At 54.4% G+C, this 15,247-nt stretch carries 13 protein-coding genes and 1 tRNA gene; 9 read left to right on the top strand and 5 right to left on the bottom strand.

The genetic code is table 11. From position 1 onward, the window contains the following. Positions 1–31: 31 nt before the first annotated feature. The gene (locus tag ACYVC2_RS20350; protein WP_461105131.1) at positions 32–910 is read right to left on the bottom strand and encodes an MOSC domain-containing protein; all 879 of its coding nucleotides are present in this window, start codon (positions 908–910) and stop codon (positions 32–34) included. Positions 911–1,407: 497 nt separating this feature from the next. On the opposite strand from ACYVC2_RS20350, the gene ACYVC2_RS20345 reads away from it, so the two are divergent. The 7 genes from ACYVC2_RS20345 (at position 1,408) to ACYVC2_RS20315 (ending at position 10,329) form a co-directional block, all read left to right on the top strand. After that, complete coding sequence (locus tag ACYVC2_RS20345; RefSeq protein ID WP_461105129.1) at positions 1,408–6,114, top strand: translocation/assembly module TamB domain-containing protein; 4,707 nt, start codon at positions 1,408–1,410, stop codon at positions 6,112–6,114. Between the two features lie 322 nt (positions 6,115–6,436). Continuing rightward, positions 6,437–6,772: a hypothetical protein gene (locus ACYVC2_RS20340; protein WP_461105127.1), complete on the top strand. Its 336-nt coding sequence runs from the start codon at positions 6,437–6,439 to the stop codon at positions 6,770–6,772. Between the two features lie 16 nt (positions 6,773–6,788). Then, positions 6,789–7,127, top strand: coding sequence for a DUF6686 family protein (locus tag ACYVC2_RS20335; protein ID WP_461105125.1), 339 nt, complete (start codon positions 6,789–6,791; stop codon positions 7,125–7,127). Positions 7,128–7,185: 58 nt separating this feature from the next. After that, on the top strand, positions 7,186–7,677 hold the full coding sequence (locus ACYVC2_RS20330) for a Fur family transcriptional regulator (protein WP_461105123.1): 492 nt from the start codon (positions 7,186–7,188) through the stop codon (positions 7,675–7,677). A gap of 59 nt (positions 7,678–7,736) precedes the next feature. Beyond that, positions 7,737–8,795: a glycoside hydrolase family 43 protein gene (locus ACYVC2_RS20325; RefSeq protein ID WP_461105121.1), complete on the top strand. Its 1,059-nt coding sequence runs from the start codon at positions 7,737–7,739 to the stop codon at positions 8,793–8,795. Between the two features lie 66 nt (positions 8,796–8,861). Continuing rightward, positions 8,862–10,067, top strand: a complete 1,206-nt coding sequence (locus ACYVC2_RS20320) for a cellulase family glycosylhydrolase (protein WP_461105119.1) — start codon at positions 8,862–8,864, stop codon at positions 10,065–10,067. A gap of 185 nt (positions 10,068–10,252) precedes the next feature. Further along, a tRNA-Asp gene (locus ACYVC2_RS20315) sits at positions 10,253–10,329 on the top strand. A gap of 360 nt (positions 10,330–10,689) precedes the next feature. On the opposite strand, the gene ACYVC2_RS20310 is transcribed toward ACYVC2_RS20315, so the two are convergent. Beyond that, the gene (locus tag ACYVC2_RS20310; RefSeq protein ID WP_461105117.1) at positions 10,690–11,760 is read right to left on the bottom strand and encodes a DNA glycosylase AlkZ-like family protein; all 1,071 of its coding nucleotides are present in this window, start codon (positions 11,758–11,760) and stop codon (positions 10,690–10,692) included. A gap of 108 nt (positions 11,761–11,868) precedes the next feature. Between ACYVC2_RS20310 and ACYVC2_RS20305 the strand changes: the two genes are divergently transcribed. Next, positions 11,869–12,345 carry a low affinity iron permease family protein gene (locus tag ACYVC2_RS20305; protein WP_461105115.1) on the top strand — a complete coding sequence of 159 codons (477 nt, stop codon included), beginning with the start codon at positions 11,869–11,871 and terminating at the stop codon, positions 12,343–12,345. Positions 12,346–12,452: 107 nt separating this feature from the next. Here the strand turns inward: ACYVC2_RS20305 and ACYVC2_RS20300 are convergent, their stop codons facing one another. Beyond that, positions 12,453–12,848 carry a response regulator gene (locus ACYVC2_RS20300; protein ID WP_461105113.1) on the bottom strand — a complete coding sequence of 132 codons (396 nt, stop codon included), beginning with the start codon at positions 12,846–12,848 and terminating at the stop codon, positions 12,453–12,455. A gap of 304 nt (positions 12,849–13,152) precedes the next feature. On the opposite strand from ACYVC2_RS20300, the gene ACYVC2_RS20295 reads away from it, so the two are divergent. After that, positions 13,153–13,629, top strand: coding sequence for a helix-turn-helix transcriptional regulator (locus tag ACYVC2_RS20295; RefSeq protein WP_461105111.1), 477 nt, complete (start codon positions 13,153–13,155; stop codon positions 13,627–13,629). On the opposite strand, the gene ACYVC2_RS20290 is transcribed toward ACYVC2_RS20295, so the two are convergent. Together ACYVC2_RS20290 and ACYVC2_RS20285 are read right to left on the bottom strand one after the other, a co-directional pair. Next, positions 13,626–13,907 (bottom strand): hypothetical protein, encoded by a 282-nt coding sequence (locus tag ACYVC2_RS20290; RefSeq protein ID WP_461105109.1) that lies wholly within the window; start codon positions 13,905–13,907, stop codon positions 13,626–13,628. The two genes, ACYVC2_RS20295 and ACYVC2_RS20290, sit on opposite strands and share 4 nt — an antisense overlap. A gap of 324 nt (positions 13,908–14,231) precedes the next feature. Continuing rightward, positions 14,232–15,197 carry a fasciclin domain-containing protein gene (locus tag ACYVC2_RS20285; RefSeq protein ID WP_461105108.1) on the bottom strand — a complete coding sequence of 322 codons (966 nt, stop codon included), beginning with the start codon at positions 15,195–15,197 and terminating at the stop codon, positions 14,232–14,234. Between the last annotated feature and the right edge of the window lie 50 nt (positions 15,198–15,247).

Genomic DNA, 15,247 nt, shown 5'->3' with positions numbered 1-15,247 from the left:
GTAGTCCAGAAAAAACGTTGAGTAATTCAATTCAGTCGTGCACAGCAATCGGCACCGGTGCCGCCAGCCAGGGTTCCTGCCGACGGACAACCTCGATGGTGGCTCCAACGCGTAGCCTGCCGATCGGCGCATCACCGACGGATTGAGCCAGTACGTTCTGTCCAAACAGGATCTTGTGTTTCCACTGCCGGTAGGTAGCCAGCGTTTTCAGCGGCTCTTTACCCGGCAGGGCGGTCTTCGGATCGATGGTAGTCAGCACGCAGCGGGCGCAGGGCTTCACCCCGTAAAAATCCAGATTACCCATCCGAAACTCCGCCCAGGCATCTTCGTCATAGGGTGTACTCCCGCCGACAACAATGTTGGGCCGAAAGCGCTGCATGCTCAGGGGTTGGGCTGCACGCTGGTTGAGATCGTCGAGCGAAGCCTGCCCGATCAGCAGATACGGGTAGCCATCGGCAAAGCTAACCACGTCGTTGGCAGGATCACGTGCGTAAGCGGAATCGACGGGCCGGTGGGTTGCCGGGGGCATGTACACCAGCCGACTGGGCTTTTCGAGCACGCGGCTAAACCAGTTGTCGGCTTCCGAACTGACCGGCTGAGCCGGTACGTTTTTGCTATCCCAGATGGTCACCGGCAGCGTCTCGGCAGTGTCGCCAGCGGCCGGCGACAGAGGCAGTTCCAGCGCATCGTCGGGCCGGTTCCGGTGCCATACCCGTAGGGTGTCCTCCCCGATTGCTACGTCGATCAGCGCCATCTGGTGGTTCGTTCGCTGAGTCATGAAGTCGCCCGTTGGAGACACGATCATAAACCGACGATCGTAGCGAAACCCCCGGGGTTCGACAAGCACTTCGGGCACCGAAATGCCGCTGAGCGATTTAATGGGATAGATGTACAGTTCGGAGATGATCATGGTGGTCGCGGGTCAACAGCCGTCAGTCGGCCGACGGCTGTTCGGCGCACTAAAATTAGCACTCATTTTTGGGTTATCACCTAGGCCATTCAGAATCGTTCCGGTAAGGTCGATAACCGACGGCGTCGGATTCAGGCCCGCCAGCGGTGATAAAACAATCCTTTTTCGGTAGATTTGCGGCATTCGGCGCGTGTTCGGCTGCTGCTGAACACGCGTAACAGCCAAGCCTGTCCGACCGGATAATGCGATAATCTCCTGGATTACCGGCGAATTAATCCGACGGTTGTGTGGTTCCTTAAGAAGTGGCTTTCGGGAATAAGCTCTCCTTTTTCAGGACAAATTCATGCCGTCTGCTTCTATTTCCCAAACAAAAGGAAAAGAGAACAATTTCTTTGTAGAGAAACAATGGAAGCCCCCACTAAACCGTTCCCTCAGTTAGTAGTCCAAGCGATGGTAAAATTTCATTATTCCTTGTAAATTAGGCCTTTCCGTCCCGGATGCGTCAGTTTTTTACCATATTCCTCAAAACGCTGCTCTACCTGGTCTTAACGGTACTGGGTTTAGCGTTGGGAATTTTGCTGAGCCTGCAACTACCGGCCGTACAAACCCGCCTGGCCCAGAAAGGCGCGGAATGGCTCTCCGACAAACTTCGCTTTCCTGTTGATATTCAGGGCGTTTCCATTAAATGGTTCGATTCATTGACCCTCGAAGGGGTCCGGATTACGGATCGTCAGGGGCGGCCCATGATCACGGTGGGGCGGCTCGATGCCAACTACAACCTGAAGAATCTAATCGATTCGTCGGCCCACAACCTGCACCTCGACGAGATTGTCCTGTACAAGCCGGATGTCCGGATGATCAAAAACCTGACCGACGGCGACACGAATCTCGACGACTTTATTGCCCGGATCGAAGAACTGACCGCTGATCCGACCAAGCCAAGCGTACCGAATCAGAATGTGCCGTTTACGGTCAGCCACATCCACCTGGTCGACGGTGCCTATACGCTGGAAGACCCGCGCGAACCCTTCATGCGCGACCCCAAAAACTTCGATTATAACCACTTTACGCTCCGGAACCTAAATTCTGAAGTGCATAATTTTCTGATTCTGGGCGATACGATTGCCTTCGAGGCCAGGGGCCTGTCGGGCATCGACCGCGACACCCGGATTAAAATCCGACGCCTGGACACCCGGTTTCTGTACTGCAATACCAAAATGGAGCTCGGGCAGTTATACGCTCATATCGGCAACTCCATCATTCGGGACGAGCTGACGTTTCTGTACGATAAACCAGCGGCATTCGGGGATTTCAACAGCCGGGTGGTCATGCGCGCCCGCTTCCGCAACAGCCGCGTTCAATCGAAAGACCTGGGCTTTTTCTCCGATTACCTGCGTGAACTGAATGAAACCTGGCTCCTGACGGCCAACTTTACCGGCACGGTCAACGACTTCAGGCTTCACAATACCGATCTGCGCTTCGGGCCCAACGGACGCAGCCGGCTGGCGGGTAATCTGGCCTGGAAAGGCCTGCCCGATATGGCCAAAACGACGGTCAATTTTGCCTTTACGCCGTCGGTCGTCAACATGGCTGACATCCGGCAATATTACCCGGATTCGTCGTTTAACCACACGATTCAAAAACTGGGCACGGCTTCGTTCGACGCTACGTTTGTGGGTGCCTTCGATGATTTCAAAACGAAAGGTACGTTCCGGACGGCCATCGGGAACGTAATGGGCGATCTGGTGCTTAAACTTGCCGACCACGCCAGTCAGACAATCTATACGGCCAACCTGCGCAGCGAAAACCTGGACCTGGGCCAGTTGATCGACCAGCCGGATCAGTTCGGCAAAATCGATGGGGCAGGACGGATTTCGGGGCAGGGTACCGACCTGGAACTGGCCAGCATCGACTTCGACGGACAGTTGGGGCGCTTTGGCTGGCAGGGTTATGAGTATAAAAACGTGGTTGCCCGGGGCAATCTTCAGAAAGCCCTGTTCGAAGGGCAACTCCACGTCCACGATCCCAATCTGGCCTTTGATCTCGACGGCGTCTTCAACCTGAAAGCGCCCCGCAACCGCTATGATTTCCGCGGTTCGGTTCAGCACGCAGACCTGCGGTCTCTCGGCTACCTGAGCGATTCGTTGCTGGTAAAAACCGATCTGGATATCCGGCTGGAAGGTAGCAAACTGGACGACATCGTCGGTACGGCGACGTTCGACAACACCACCCTTAGCCTGAACCGCCGTACGCTTTCGGTCGATAAACTCACGCTCTTTTCGTCTGTCGAACAGGAAACCGTGCCGAACACCGACTCGCTCAAACGGGATTCGGTCAGTACTCAGCGATATTTCAATCTCGACTCCGATTTCCTGACTACCCGCTTACAGGGCACGTTTCAGCCCCAGCGTACGATCGACGACCTGAAGCGGCTCATAACCGAATACCAGTTGTACTTCAGAGGGAATGCGGCCGGTATGAAAGCTTACTACGAGCAAAAGCGGACGCAGGCCGACCGGCTGACCCGGCGCAAGGTAGCGCCCGCTAAACGCTACGGCGTCGATTACCAGTTCATCACCAAGAACACCGCTCCACTGGTGAATTTTCTGGGTATGTCGGCCTACCTGGCTCCTAGTACCCGACTCGAAGGGCGGTTTATGGTCGACAATACTTCGTTTCTGACAGCCATCGTCAAAACGGATTCGGTCCGGTTGGGCACGATTGGATTTGGCCCCAGCGACCTGGACATCACCACTTCCAAATTTGTGTATGATCAGGAAGTGCTGGCCTCGGCCGTGATCTCGTCTAAACGCCAACTCTTCAGCAAGCTTCTTCCTACGCGAAACTTAGTGGCGGAGGCTTCCTGGGACGTTGATCACATTGATTTTACGAGCGATATTGAACAGGCCGACAGCAGTGGCCAGTTCGTGAACCGGGCTGATCTGAACGGCGAGCTGCGATTCAAAGGCGACGCCATCGACCTGACCTTCCGGCAATCGAAAGTGCGCGTCCTGGATGGCGACTGGGTGCTGAACCCACAGAGTCTGATCCGGAAGGTCGGCGATGAATACACCATTCGGAATCTGTCGTTGCTGAACGAAAATCAGTTTGTACAGGCTTCCGGTAAAATCTCGGCCGATTCGGTTCAGCGCCTGAACGTCGAAGCGCAGAATTTTCTGCTGGCTTCGCTCAACCCGCTACTGAACACGAGCCTGGGGGGCACCCTGAACGGGTCGCTGGCCGTACGGAATCTGTATGACACCCCGATTCTGGAAAGTACCCTGGCGGTTACGGCGCTATCGTATCAGAAGGCCCTCATCGGGGATATACGCGGACGGGGAGAATGGGATCAGGCGGCTCAGCGGCTGAATGTCGACACCCGGATCAATCGCAACGGAGCCGACGTGCTGACTTTGATCGGGACGTACACGCCCCAGCTTAAAACCAATTCGCTGGCCCTCAAAGCCAGCCTGATCAATGCCGACCTTGGTCTGGCCGAACCTTTCGCTACGGGTCTTTTCTCGAACCTTGGGGGTATTGCCAGCGGGGTCATCTCGGTTCGAGGTAAGCTGTCGTCACCGATTCTGATGGGTCAGGTCGCCATCAAGGGCGGGCGGGGCCGGTTCGATTACCTGAAAGCTGACTTTACGTTTGACGACAATATTTACTTCGGCGAAAATGAAATTATTACCCGGCAGCTGACCCTGCGCGACCCTCAGGGCAACACCGCCCAGATCCGCGGGGGGGTTTATCACGAAGGCTTCCGGGACTTCACCCTCGGGTTCGACGCCGATCTGAAAAATTTCAAGATCATGAATACGGTGGCCAAAGACAACGATGCGTTCTATGGCCAGGCTGTCGTGAGCGGGAAAGCCGAACTCTATGGTCCGACCGACAACCTGACGATCCGGGCCAACGTGGCCAGCAACAAAGGTACCCGGATTTACATACCCCTGGACGGGGCGACCTCCGTAGCGGAGGACGACCAGATTCGGTTCGTGAACCTCAGCAGAAACGGTCCGGTTAAATCGACCACGCAGCCGGCTAGCCGCACCGGCACACAGACGGAAGGCGAGTTCGACCTGTCGCGCATTCAGATGGATTTCAACTTCGACATTACCCCAGATGCTTACTGCGAAATTCAGCTGGATCGGCAAACTGGCGATATCATCAAAGCGTATGGGCAAGGGCGGCTTGCCATGAAGGTCGATACCAAAGGAGATTTCACCATGACGGGCAACTACGAAATCCAGAAGGGTGATTACACCTTCACGTTTCAGAATATCATCAATAAACGCTTTCAGATTCGTCCGAACAGCCGCATCACCTGGACGGGTGATCCGTACGGAGCCCTGCTGGATGTAACGGCGGCCTACACGCAATACACGTCGCTGTCTCCCCTGCTGAACGGCCAGAAGACCACTGCCGATCAGAGCCGCCGGTATCCGGTCGATCTGGTAATCAAGCTCAATGGCGAGCTGGGCAGCCCTTCTATCAGTTACGATCTGGACATTAAGGAGTACCCCTCTTCGTCTGATTTCCGGCAGGCCGTGACCGCCTTCGAATCCCGGCTTCAGAGCAACGATCAGGAACTGACCCGCCAGGTAAGCAGCGTGTTACTCTTCAATCAGCTGTTATCCGAAAATACGAGCCTGTTCGATCAGGGGCAGGTAAACAGTGGGGTGGCCAACAGCGTGAGTGAATTGCTCTCGAACCAAATCAGCCGACTGGCCTCCAACCTGAACGAAAATCTGGACATTGGCCTTTCGTTCGGGGGGTTCGTAGCCGGCACGCAGAGCGACAATTTACTGAATAACCTGCAGTTGCGGTTCTCTTACCGGCTGCTGAATGACCGGCTTCGCATCAGTCGCGACGGTGGGTTTACCTATGGTCAGAGCCAGTACAATGCTGCCAGTCTGCTTGGGGAGTGGACGCTGGAGTATTTCATCACCTCCGACGGCCGGCTCCGGGCCAAAGTGTACAACCGAAACCAGCAGAGTATTCTGAGTCAGTATAGCACCACCAGTACCATCGCTACGGGTGGCGGACTTAGCTTGCTGTATACCCGATCGTTCAACCGGCTTTTTGGAGGCAAACGAACGACGCCTGGTCTGGCTCCCAATACCACCACCGACGAATACATCCCTACACCAGGGCTGGCCCCAGTTACGACAACGACGGGAAAAGGTCGCGAAACGTTCTGAACGTATCCTTTTCGCAAGTTTGCGAGGCTTCTGTTGCCTTCTCCCTCCCAGGGCCAGGGTTCTGATTACTAGCCTTATACTAAAAAATACCTAAACTTCTCCCCTAAATTCTTGCATCGCAGCAGTTTGGCTTTTATGTTTGTTTAAAATTAGTCTAAATAAAGTAGGGACTAGTTTGCTAAATGGATCTGACTCGTCCGCCATGTAGTATAGTTTAATGTTCTTAAGCCCTGTGCGCCGGTAGTGGCCATCCGTTGAGCGCGCCATCGACCCATTGCCGGACACAGGCACAATACACTCAACCACTCAACTGCATCAGCCCATGAACGCCTGCAAGCCCACTATCCTATTCGAAGCCAAAGATGTCTGCATCGCTCAATGCCAACACTGCCAGCGCGTCGGGATGACCTTCCGGAATCTGCTGCTGGGTTTAACCCCCGACGAATTCGTTGGCTTGTGTCGGACCCTCGATACGGTCAGTTTCGAGCAAAACAGTGCGCGCATGCCCGACGGCCAGTTGCATCTGATTCTCAACACGGGTCATCCCGACATTCAGTTCAGCCTGTCTCGAGCCGACCACGATGCCTTACGCTCGGGCATGCTGCGGACTCTACGGCGGCTGAATCTATATCAGTTGCTGAAAATTCAATCCAACTAGATCGATCCTCGTACGCATGGACCATCAGCATCATTTAAAAACCCTGACTCAACGCGAAACCGGTTACGTCGGCTACTGTTCAGGCTGCCAATCTTATAACGTCGCTTACAAAAACTCGCTGTTCATTCTGTCGGAAACCGAGTTTACCAGCTACCAGGCCGTGATGACCAACCGAACCGCAATGCGGCCGTTTTTCACCTCCCACGGCAAAGAATGGCTCATGCAGACGCCCATGCCCAACTATTTTCTGATGTTCTCGGACGAGGAACTCGACGAAATCGTGCAGATGATGAACGAAGCACTGTTGCTGATGGAAGTAGATCAGCTTCTCAACACCACTCATAGGTTAGGTTAGTAGACTAAGAAAAGGAACCGGTTGCTGACTGGTTCCTTTCTATATTTTCAACAAGCAGATGGAAAATCCTCACTCGTTGCTGGCTACGGCCCGCGTCCGGCTGGAAAAGTCGCTCCTGGCAAAAGGCCTTCGCCGGTCGTCGGAGCGGTTTGCGATTCTGGACGAAGTGTATTCGCGCGACGACCATTTCGATGCCGAAGACCTCTACCAGGCCATGCAACAGAAATCGTATCCCGTCAGCCGGGCAACGGTGTATAACACCCTGGAAGTGCTGGTCGAGTGTGGCCTGGTACAGCGGCACCAGTTCGGCGATGAAGACAACGTAAAAAGCCGCTTCGAGAAATCGCTGGGGCGACAACAGCACGCCCACATGGTCTGCACGGTCTGCCACCGGGTCAAGGAATTCTGCGATCCGCGTCTGCACCTCATTCAGACGAATGTCAGCCATGCCCTCCAGTTTCGGGTCGAATCGCACTCGCTGGTTTTCTACGGACAATGCACCGACGACGACTGCGCGACCAAACCGAATCCCCTCCCGGCAGATAAGTGAATACCGGAAGGGGTAAAAAGCAGGTTCCTGCTCTTTTGTAGTAAATTCTTTCCTACAGCATGATCCTTGCTTTCATAAACAGGCGGATTCTCAGCATACTACTCTTTTCAGGGTTGTTTGCCGTACAGCCCCTGCTGGCTCAACGAACCTTTACCAACCCCATCAAAGACTCGGGTCCCGACCCCTGGGTGCTGCAGAAAGACGGCTGGTACTACTACATGAACACCACAGGTCGCAACCTGACTCTGTGGAAAACCCGAAACATAGCCGACCTCCGGACGGCCGAAAGCAAAGTCGTTTACACGCCCCCGGCTGGTCGTTCTTATTCGCGGGATTTGTGGGCACCCGAAATCCATTCCTTCGACAACCGCTGGTACATTTATTTCGCGGCCGATTCCGTGAATAACCTGACTCACCGCATCTGGGTCATCGAAAACACTTCGCTCGACCCCATGCAGGGCGAATGGACGCTGAAAGGCAAACTGGGCGACGCGGGCGATCATTGGGCCATCGACCTGTCGGTTATCGACTACAACGGGCAGTTGTACGCGGCCTGGTCGGGTTGGGAAGGGAGGGCCAACGGCCGACAGGACATCTACCTGGCGAAGCTCAAAAACCCCTGGACCTTCGCCGGTAACCGGGTCAAAATCTCGCAGCCCGACCAACCCTGGGAACAGCACGGCGACGTGCCGCAGGAATGGCAGAAGAACGGCGAAGTACCCAAAATATACGTCAACGAAGGCCCCGAATTTCTGCGTCACAACGATAAGCTGTTCATCGTTTATTCGGCCAATGCCTGCTGGCTCGACTACAGCTTGGGTTTGCTGACTTACAACGGCAAAGGAGATCTGCTCGATCCGAACAACTGGATAAAAACCCAGGGACCGGTTTTTACACAGGCCCCCGAAAACGGCGTATGGGCACCCGGTCATGGTGGTTTTTTTCGCTCGACCGACGGTCGGCAGGACTGGATGATCTACCATGCCAACTCCGCTGCTACGGACGGTTGCGGCAACAAACGCGCTCCGCATATTCAGCCATTTTCCTGGAACCCCGATGGATCGCCTAATTTTGGTAAACCAATGCCGAAAGTGCCGATGCCTGTTCCACAGGAATAGACTGCCAGCGTCGACTGGTTTATCCGAACCCAGTACTTTTTTCATTTCTTACTTTCTTACTCCCCCATGCGAACACTTATTTTCCCGGCCCTGCTGGCCGCTTTGCTTGGCCTGAACGGTTGTAAATCCGCGAACAAAACCGAACAGAAAGCCATCGACTCCCTGGCGGTCAACACCACCGATACAACGGCAGCAACCGGGCGCTGGTCGGCCGAACGCGCCAATGCCTGGTATGCCAAAGAACCTTTTCTGGTTGGCTCCAACTACGTTCCTGCCAACGCGATCAATGAGCTGGAGATGTTTCAGGCCGACAGTTTCGATCCGAAAACCATCGACAAAGAGCTGGGGATGGCCGAAAGGATCGGGATGAACACCATGCGCGTTTTTCTGCACGATCTGCTTTGGCAGGACTCTACAGGCTTCACTAAACGGCTCGACCAGTTTCTTTCGATTTGTGCGAAGCATAAAATCCGGCCCATGCTGGTGTTGTTCGACTCCTGCTGGGACCCGTTCCCGAAACTCGGCAAGCAACACGCCCCAACACCCGGCATTCATAACTCGGGCTGGGTACAAAGTCCGGGGGCTAAAGCGCTGGCCGACAAATCGCAGTACCCACGCCTGGAGACCTACGTGAAAGGCGTCGTCGGCGCGTTCAAAAATGATCAGCGTATTCTGGCCTGGGATCTATGGAACGAACCCGACAACACCAACGGCAACAGCTATGGGAAAAATCATTTGAAAACCGAATTGCCGGAGGAGCAGAAGCGTGCGCTTATCCAAGCCCTGTTGCCACAGGTGTTCGCGTGGGCGCGGGCGGCTGGTGCCACGCAGCCCCTGACGTCGGGTGTATGGGTTTATCGCAGCGCCGAAGACTGGCAGGATTCCACCAAGTGGACCCCGATGGAAAAAGTACAGTTCGACAATTCCGATATCATCACGTTTCACCAGTACTCCAAAGCCGAAGATCTGGAAAAGGTCATTCCGGCCCTTAAAACCTTCGGTCGGCCAGTCATCTGCACGGAATACATGGCGCGGGGCGTCAACAGCAAGTTCCAGACGCACTTACCCATCGCCAAGAAAGAGAAAGTGGGAATGATCAACTGGGGTTTTGTAGCGGGGAAGACCCAGACATTCCTTCCCTGGGACAGTTGGCAGAAGCCTTACGTAAACGGTCGCGAGCCGGCCATCTGGTTTCATGAAGTTTTCAAACATGACGGTACGCCCGTCGATCCGGCCGAAGTAGCGGCTATAAAACAGGCCACGGGTAAGTAATTCCCTGTTTTTAGAAAATTTGCAAAAAATGTTTCGAAACGAAATCACTGATTACCAAGGAATCCGGTCGAAAGTCCAGAACCGTTCATAAAGTTTTTTCGATGGCCCCTTGCGCGGAATAGCCAAAGCGTCTACTTTTGTGCCACGATTAAGGAAGGCGGCAACGCTGACCAGTCATCGAAATTGGTTCGGTAGTTCAGTTGGTTAGAATACCTGCCTGTCACGCAGGGGGTCGCGGGTTCGAGCCCCGTCCGGACCGCCACTGAAAATCAAGCACTTATCAGCAATGGTAAGTGCTTTTTTGTTGGCAGGAAGATTACGCCCCGGCTGTACTGAGTAAAATCCGGGTAAAGGGAATTCATGCGTCATCCGTTTTATCCCTTATTTGCCCAACCCGCCAACCCGGGATTTCCCATATAAAGTTTCGATGACCACCGGGCAAATGCTCCAACACAGCGCGGAATTTTCGATACCGATAACGAGCTTGTGCGGGATTCAATGTTTATCCAATGCATCGACGCCCTCAACGGCGCAGCCCAGACCGATTGACCTTGGATTGTCCCCGCAGTCCTGAATGACTGTTTGAAGGCGGATATTCTATCTGCACAGGGTTTCGTTAACCTTAGGTAGTAGCCAGTCGTCGTTTCAGGAAACGGCGAAGCCGCTCCACTTCGGCGTCAAATTCACGGTCGAAGACCAGGTCGGCTGATGGATCTTTCTTAAACCCCGGCTCGACCAGCAACTGGCCGTTCGGCGTTGACACATTGACCCAGCCGATGATATCTTCGCGCCATAACATCGGCATAGCGTAGTAACCCAGTTGTCGTTTCGACGCTGGTGTGTAAGCCTCAAACCGATACGTCCACTGCCAGAAATGCGCGAACCGCCGACGGTCCCAGACCAGGGGATCGAAAGGAGATAGAAAGCGAACGGTCTCATTGGGCCGGTCATCGACCGGAAGCCGGGCGGGCCAGACGTACCGCACCCGATCAACAACGGCCTGGACCAATTCATCGGCCTCGATGAGCCTGCTTATCACGGAGCGTCGGCCCTCCAGGGAGGGAGCGGCATAAGCCAGGTGGTGTAAGACGGCCCGGAGACTTTGCTCCGACAGCGGCCCTAAAATAGCCGCAATCAGCAGGACAAGCTGGCGCAGGCGTTCGTCGGGATCCATCGGCTCAATCGATCGGTCGGTCAGTTCATACAAACGAACCCCATTTTGCCGTTCAGCGACCCGCACCAGCCCCTGATAGTGAAGCGACTGCAATATGAGCGTCGTTGCTTTCGAGTAGCCGCCCCAGCCATTGCGCGCACGTTGAATGCCCAGGTAACCGTCTAGTTCGCGGGGATGGATTCGCCGGTGGCTGGCAACGACATCGAGCACACGCTGCTCGTCCGGGCTGAGTGCCCGATTGGATCGTGGGTGCAACAATTGCCAGGTTGATAGCGGCATGAACCCATACGCATAGAGAAAATCTTCTTCCAGGTCCAGCCTTGGGTAATCCCGTTCGAGATCGTCGGCGCTATAGTCGTGCACCCGGTGTCGCAGAATAAGGTCCTGCGCCCGCGCCGGTGCCCGAATCGGGTCAGCCTGGACAAAGCCAAACCGTCCGATGGCTTGCCGGAGCGAAGCAGGTTCGAAAAGCGACGCTGAGACCGCCTGCTGGCGTAAGTCGTTTAACGTAAGCGGCATAAGGATCAGGAGACTATCGGATTAAATCAGGATTATATGTACTAAAAAACCTTCTTTAGATCAATTATTGGCGCGAGTTTTGACGATTATTTCTCAAACGTCTTATTTATGGAGACCCAACCCCTTTTATCTGAACCGACTACCAAAGGTATCTTCGAACGCTTTTCTACAACGGTTGCCAAAGCTACAGGCAGTTCAGCAGCTTTCCTGATGGCCATGGCTTCCGTTCTGATCTGGGCTATCACGGGTCCGATCTTCGATTTTTCCGAAACCTGGCAACTGGTCATCAATACCGGCACGACGATCATTACGTTCCTGATGGTTTTTGTCATCCAGAAAGCGCAGAATAAAGAATCGCTTTCGGTTCAGCTGAAACTCAACGAGCTTATTGCTGCCACCAAAGGGGCCAGCAATCGGCTGGTGGCAAGCGAAAACTTATCGGAGGAGGAGCTGGACATTCTGTATAAACATTACTGTACAATGGCCGAACTCACGAAACAAACTACCGATTTGCGCAAGTCTCACTCAGTCGAAGAGGCCATCGACAATACTCAGCAGAAGCTAAAGGAATCGGCCGACGATTAACCTGTTTTGAAACGCTGTCAGCCTTCTCTCCAACCGCGGACCGCTCGATCGGCCGGGCAGAAGGTTGACAGCGAACGATTTACGCAGTGGCTGGCCTGTTCGGGCAATCAGCCCAGCCACTGCGCTGCCAGTTGGTTAAACAAGGCCAGCGTCCGTTCGAAGGAAGGGGGTTTTGTCAGGAAACCATTGGCCCCCAACTGAAAGGCCATCTCTTTATCTTCGTCCTGGGTCGATGTAGTCAGAACAACGACCGGTATGGACGCAAAAGCCGTCTGGGATCGCAGTTGCTGAAGGGTTTCGAACCCATTCAGACGGGGCATATTTAAATCCAGCAGGATTAAAGTAGGTAAAACGGGGCTTTTTTGAAGCGCAGGCAGTAACTCCTCCCCGTCGTACAACGGCCTCACCAAAACCTGAGGACTTAGCTGTTTCAATGCCACTTCAAACAGAAATTGATCGTCCGCATCATCATCGACAATCCAGACACAAGGAGCAATACTCATGAACGAACAGGTTACGTTCGGACGTAACGTTTAGTATAACTGACAACTCACCTACGCAATCAGCTCGGGAACAACACCTGAAGCTGTTTCTAAAACCTAGACCTACCGATTGCAAAACAGCAGCAAATATAGGTAAAAATACCTATACATTTTGTAAATATCGATATGATATCAGTTTACCCAGACCTTAGGATCGATACAAAGGCGTGACGAGGACGATTCTTTCAGGTACTTAGCAGCAGACCGCCTGATCTGGCCTTCCTTTCATCAGGTAATAGATACGGCAAATAAAGCCCAGAGGCAATTGTCGAGCGATGCGGCAATCTATTTCAACTCTACTCAGGTACGATTAGAAGTCTCGGCGATCGACTTTAGTCAGGTTCGGGTATTTGGCCTGGACCGGATCATCGACGGCTCCATTCGCCTGTCCGACGATACCGTGACGGTGCCGCCCTTCGATGCCAACGCGTATTTCTTTCAGGCTTTGGGCGTGGCCGCTTACGACAATCCGCCCGAAGATGTCGTTTTATCGTTTACCCGGCAGCAGGGGCTTCATTTCCGGGCACAGCCCTTTTACCCCTTCCAGCCGGAAGGGGTTCTGACCGATACCGACGATGAGTTTCGGGTAAAGCTGTCTATCATCGTCAATAAAGAACTCGTGTATGAACTGGCCCGACTCGGCGATTCGGTCAGCGTGATCAGCCCGCCGTCGCTGGTGCAGCAGTTGAGCGATTTTCTGGAGCGGGCGTGGCGGCAATACCAGCCCGCCCAGCCGCTCTAATCGCCGATGCCCATCACGGCAGCGTCGTACTCGTCGGTGCGGGAACCATCGCCGGATAAGCCGCCAGCCGCACGGTTAGGCCCCACGCCCAAAATGGTTGAATCTGGCTCGGCCGTCCCGTCCTGGCTACTGCCCTCCCCTGCCGTCTCTGCTGCGTCGCTGGCTGCGCTCGAAGGCGTATCTGTCTGCTGAGGGTCTACGGGGCGATTATCGGCGGCTGAACCGCCTTCGGTTTGCTGTTCCTGATCCGGGCTGTAATATCTGGTGACAGTGTTCATCGTCTTTGACTTTTACGGGTTCGTTACTCGTTCATACAGACAACGCTGCCGCGGGAGAAATGGCCACCTGAAAAGGTGAAAATGAGGATTTGTCCGCACGTCTGACCCTCACAAGCGGGAGCGGACACTGCCTTGCTAACCCATCAGAAACTTTGCCGGGCCCGGAGTTAGCCCATTTTATAGAGTGGCTTATAAACAAACTGCTTCGTTAGAACCAGGGACCCTGGTTCTAACGAAGCAGTTTGTTTCGAATCTAAAATGAAATTCCCGAAAGGCATCATTATTCTGCCTCGTCCTTCCGTACAGTCCGACCACGCCTGAGGTTTATTTGGCGAATGTTTTGGCAGCCGCTTTAGGCAATAGAACCCCATCGATTTCGTGGACGACACCATTCGATTGTTGCTTGTCGGGCGATTCAATCGAGACCGTCTTCCCCTGTTCGTCGGTCAGGGTCAGGTTACCACCGGCTCCCTGTTTAGCGGTCAGCATTCCGCCAGCCAGGGTCTGCAACTGTGTTTTGCCTCCGCCAGCTTTGATCCGCTTTGTCAGTTCAGCCGCATCGATCGTTCCCTGTACCAGGTGGTAAGACAACAACTGCTTCAGTGCTTCCGTGTTGCGCCCTTCCAGCAAACTCGACTGCATCGAAGCGGGTAGCTTCTTGAACGCATTGTTCGAAGGCGCAAACAGCGTGTACGACCCACCGTCTTTCAGGGTCGTGTATAAATCGACGGACTGGAGCGCATTTTGCAGCGTAACGTAGTTGGGCGATGACGCGATAAAGTCGTGGATGCTGGTATTTCGTTCTGTGCTGCCAGCCACTACGGCGGGTTCTGGTGAGCGGCCTGCCCCCGTTATAACCGCTTTGGTGGCTCCGGTGGTCGTCCGCGTTCCGCTACCAGACGGACTCGCCGTGGGCTCGACCGCGGCATTGCCCTGCAGGCTCGTCGGGTCTGTCGACACCGAAGGATTGCTGCCTACCCCCGTCGGTGCGTTAGTGACGTTGTTGCTGTTATAATTAGTCGAGTTGCTATTGTTGACCGCGGTTCCGTTGGCGGCTGCGCTTTGCCGATACTGCCCGTCTGACGACGAAGCGCTCCCCGAACTGGTCGGCGTGTTGGGGTTCGAATCAGGATTGGCATGCCGGCCGGTCGCTTTCTGGTGCGGGCGACTGGTTGTTCCGCCGGAAGTCCCTCCTGCATTGGTAGGCGACGAGGAAACCTGAGCCCAGCCCGCCGAATACAAGGCAGTTACGCTCAGGGTTAGAAGACTTATCATCGACTTACTTTTCATAACGTTAGTTGTTTAGTTAGCTGCACGAACTGATCAGGCGTTTCCGATTA

Source organism: Spirosoma koreense (assembly GCF_054777875.1).
This window is presented reverse-complemented; position numbering and strand designations above follow the sequence as displayed.

Bases quoted from the DNA above. Each gene is read 5' to 3' on its own strand.
- ACYVC2_RS20350 (WP_461105131.1), bottom strand. From the start codon at position 910: ATGATCATCTCCGAACTGTACATCTATCCCATTAAATCGCTCAGCGGC.
- ACYVC2_RS20345 (WP_461105129.1), top strand. From the start codon at position 1,408: ATGCGTCAGTTTTTTACCATATTCCTCAAAACGCTGCTCTACCTGGTC.
- ACYVC2_RS20340 (WP_461105127.1), top strand. From the start codon at position 6,437: ATGAACGCCTGCAAGCCCACTATCCTATTCGAAGCCAAAGATGTCTGC.
- ACYVC2_RS20335 (WP_461105125.1), top strand. From the start codon at position 6,789: ATGGACCATCAGCATCATTTAAAAACCCTGACTCAACGCGAAACCGGT.
- ACYVC2_RS20330 (WP_461105123.1), top strand. From the start codon at position 7,186: ATGGAAAATCCTCACTCGTTGCTGGCTACGGCCCGCGTCCGGCTGGAA.
- ACYVC2_RS20325 (WP_461105121.1), top strand. From the start codon at position 7,737: ATGATCCTTGCTTTCATAAACAGGCGGATTCTCAGCATACTACTCTTT.
- ACYVC2_RS20320 (WP_461105119.1), top strand. From the start codon at position 8,862: ATGCGAACACTTATTTTCCCGGCCCTGCTGGCCGCTTTGCTTGGCCTG.
- ACYVC2_RS20310 (WP_461105117.1), bottom strand. From the start codon at position 11,760: ATGCCGCTTACGTTAAACGACTTACGCCAGCAGGCGGTCTCAGCGTCG.
- ACYVC2_RS20305 (WP_461105115.1), top strand. From the start codon at position 11,869: ATGGAGACCCAACCCCTTTTATCTGAACCGACTACCAAAGGTATCTTC.
- ACYVC2_RS20300 (WP_461105113.1), bottom strand. From the start codon at position 12,848: ATGAGTATTGCTCCTTGTGTCTGGATTGTCGATGATGATGCGGACGAT.
- ACYVC2_RS20290 (WP_461105109.1), bottom strand. From the start codon at position 13,907: ATGAACACTGTCACCAGATATTACAGCCCGGATCAGGAACAGCAAACC.
- ACYVC2_RS20285 (WP_461105108.1), bottom strand. From the start codon at position 15,197: ATGAAAAGTAAGTCGATGATAAGTCTTCTAACCCTGAGCGTAACTGCC.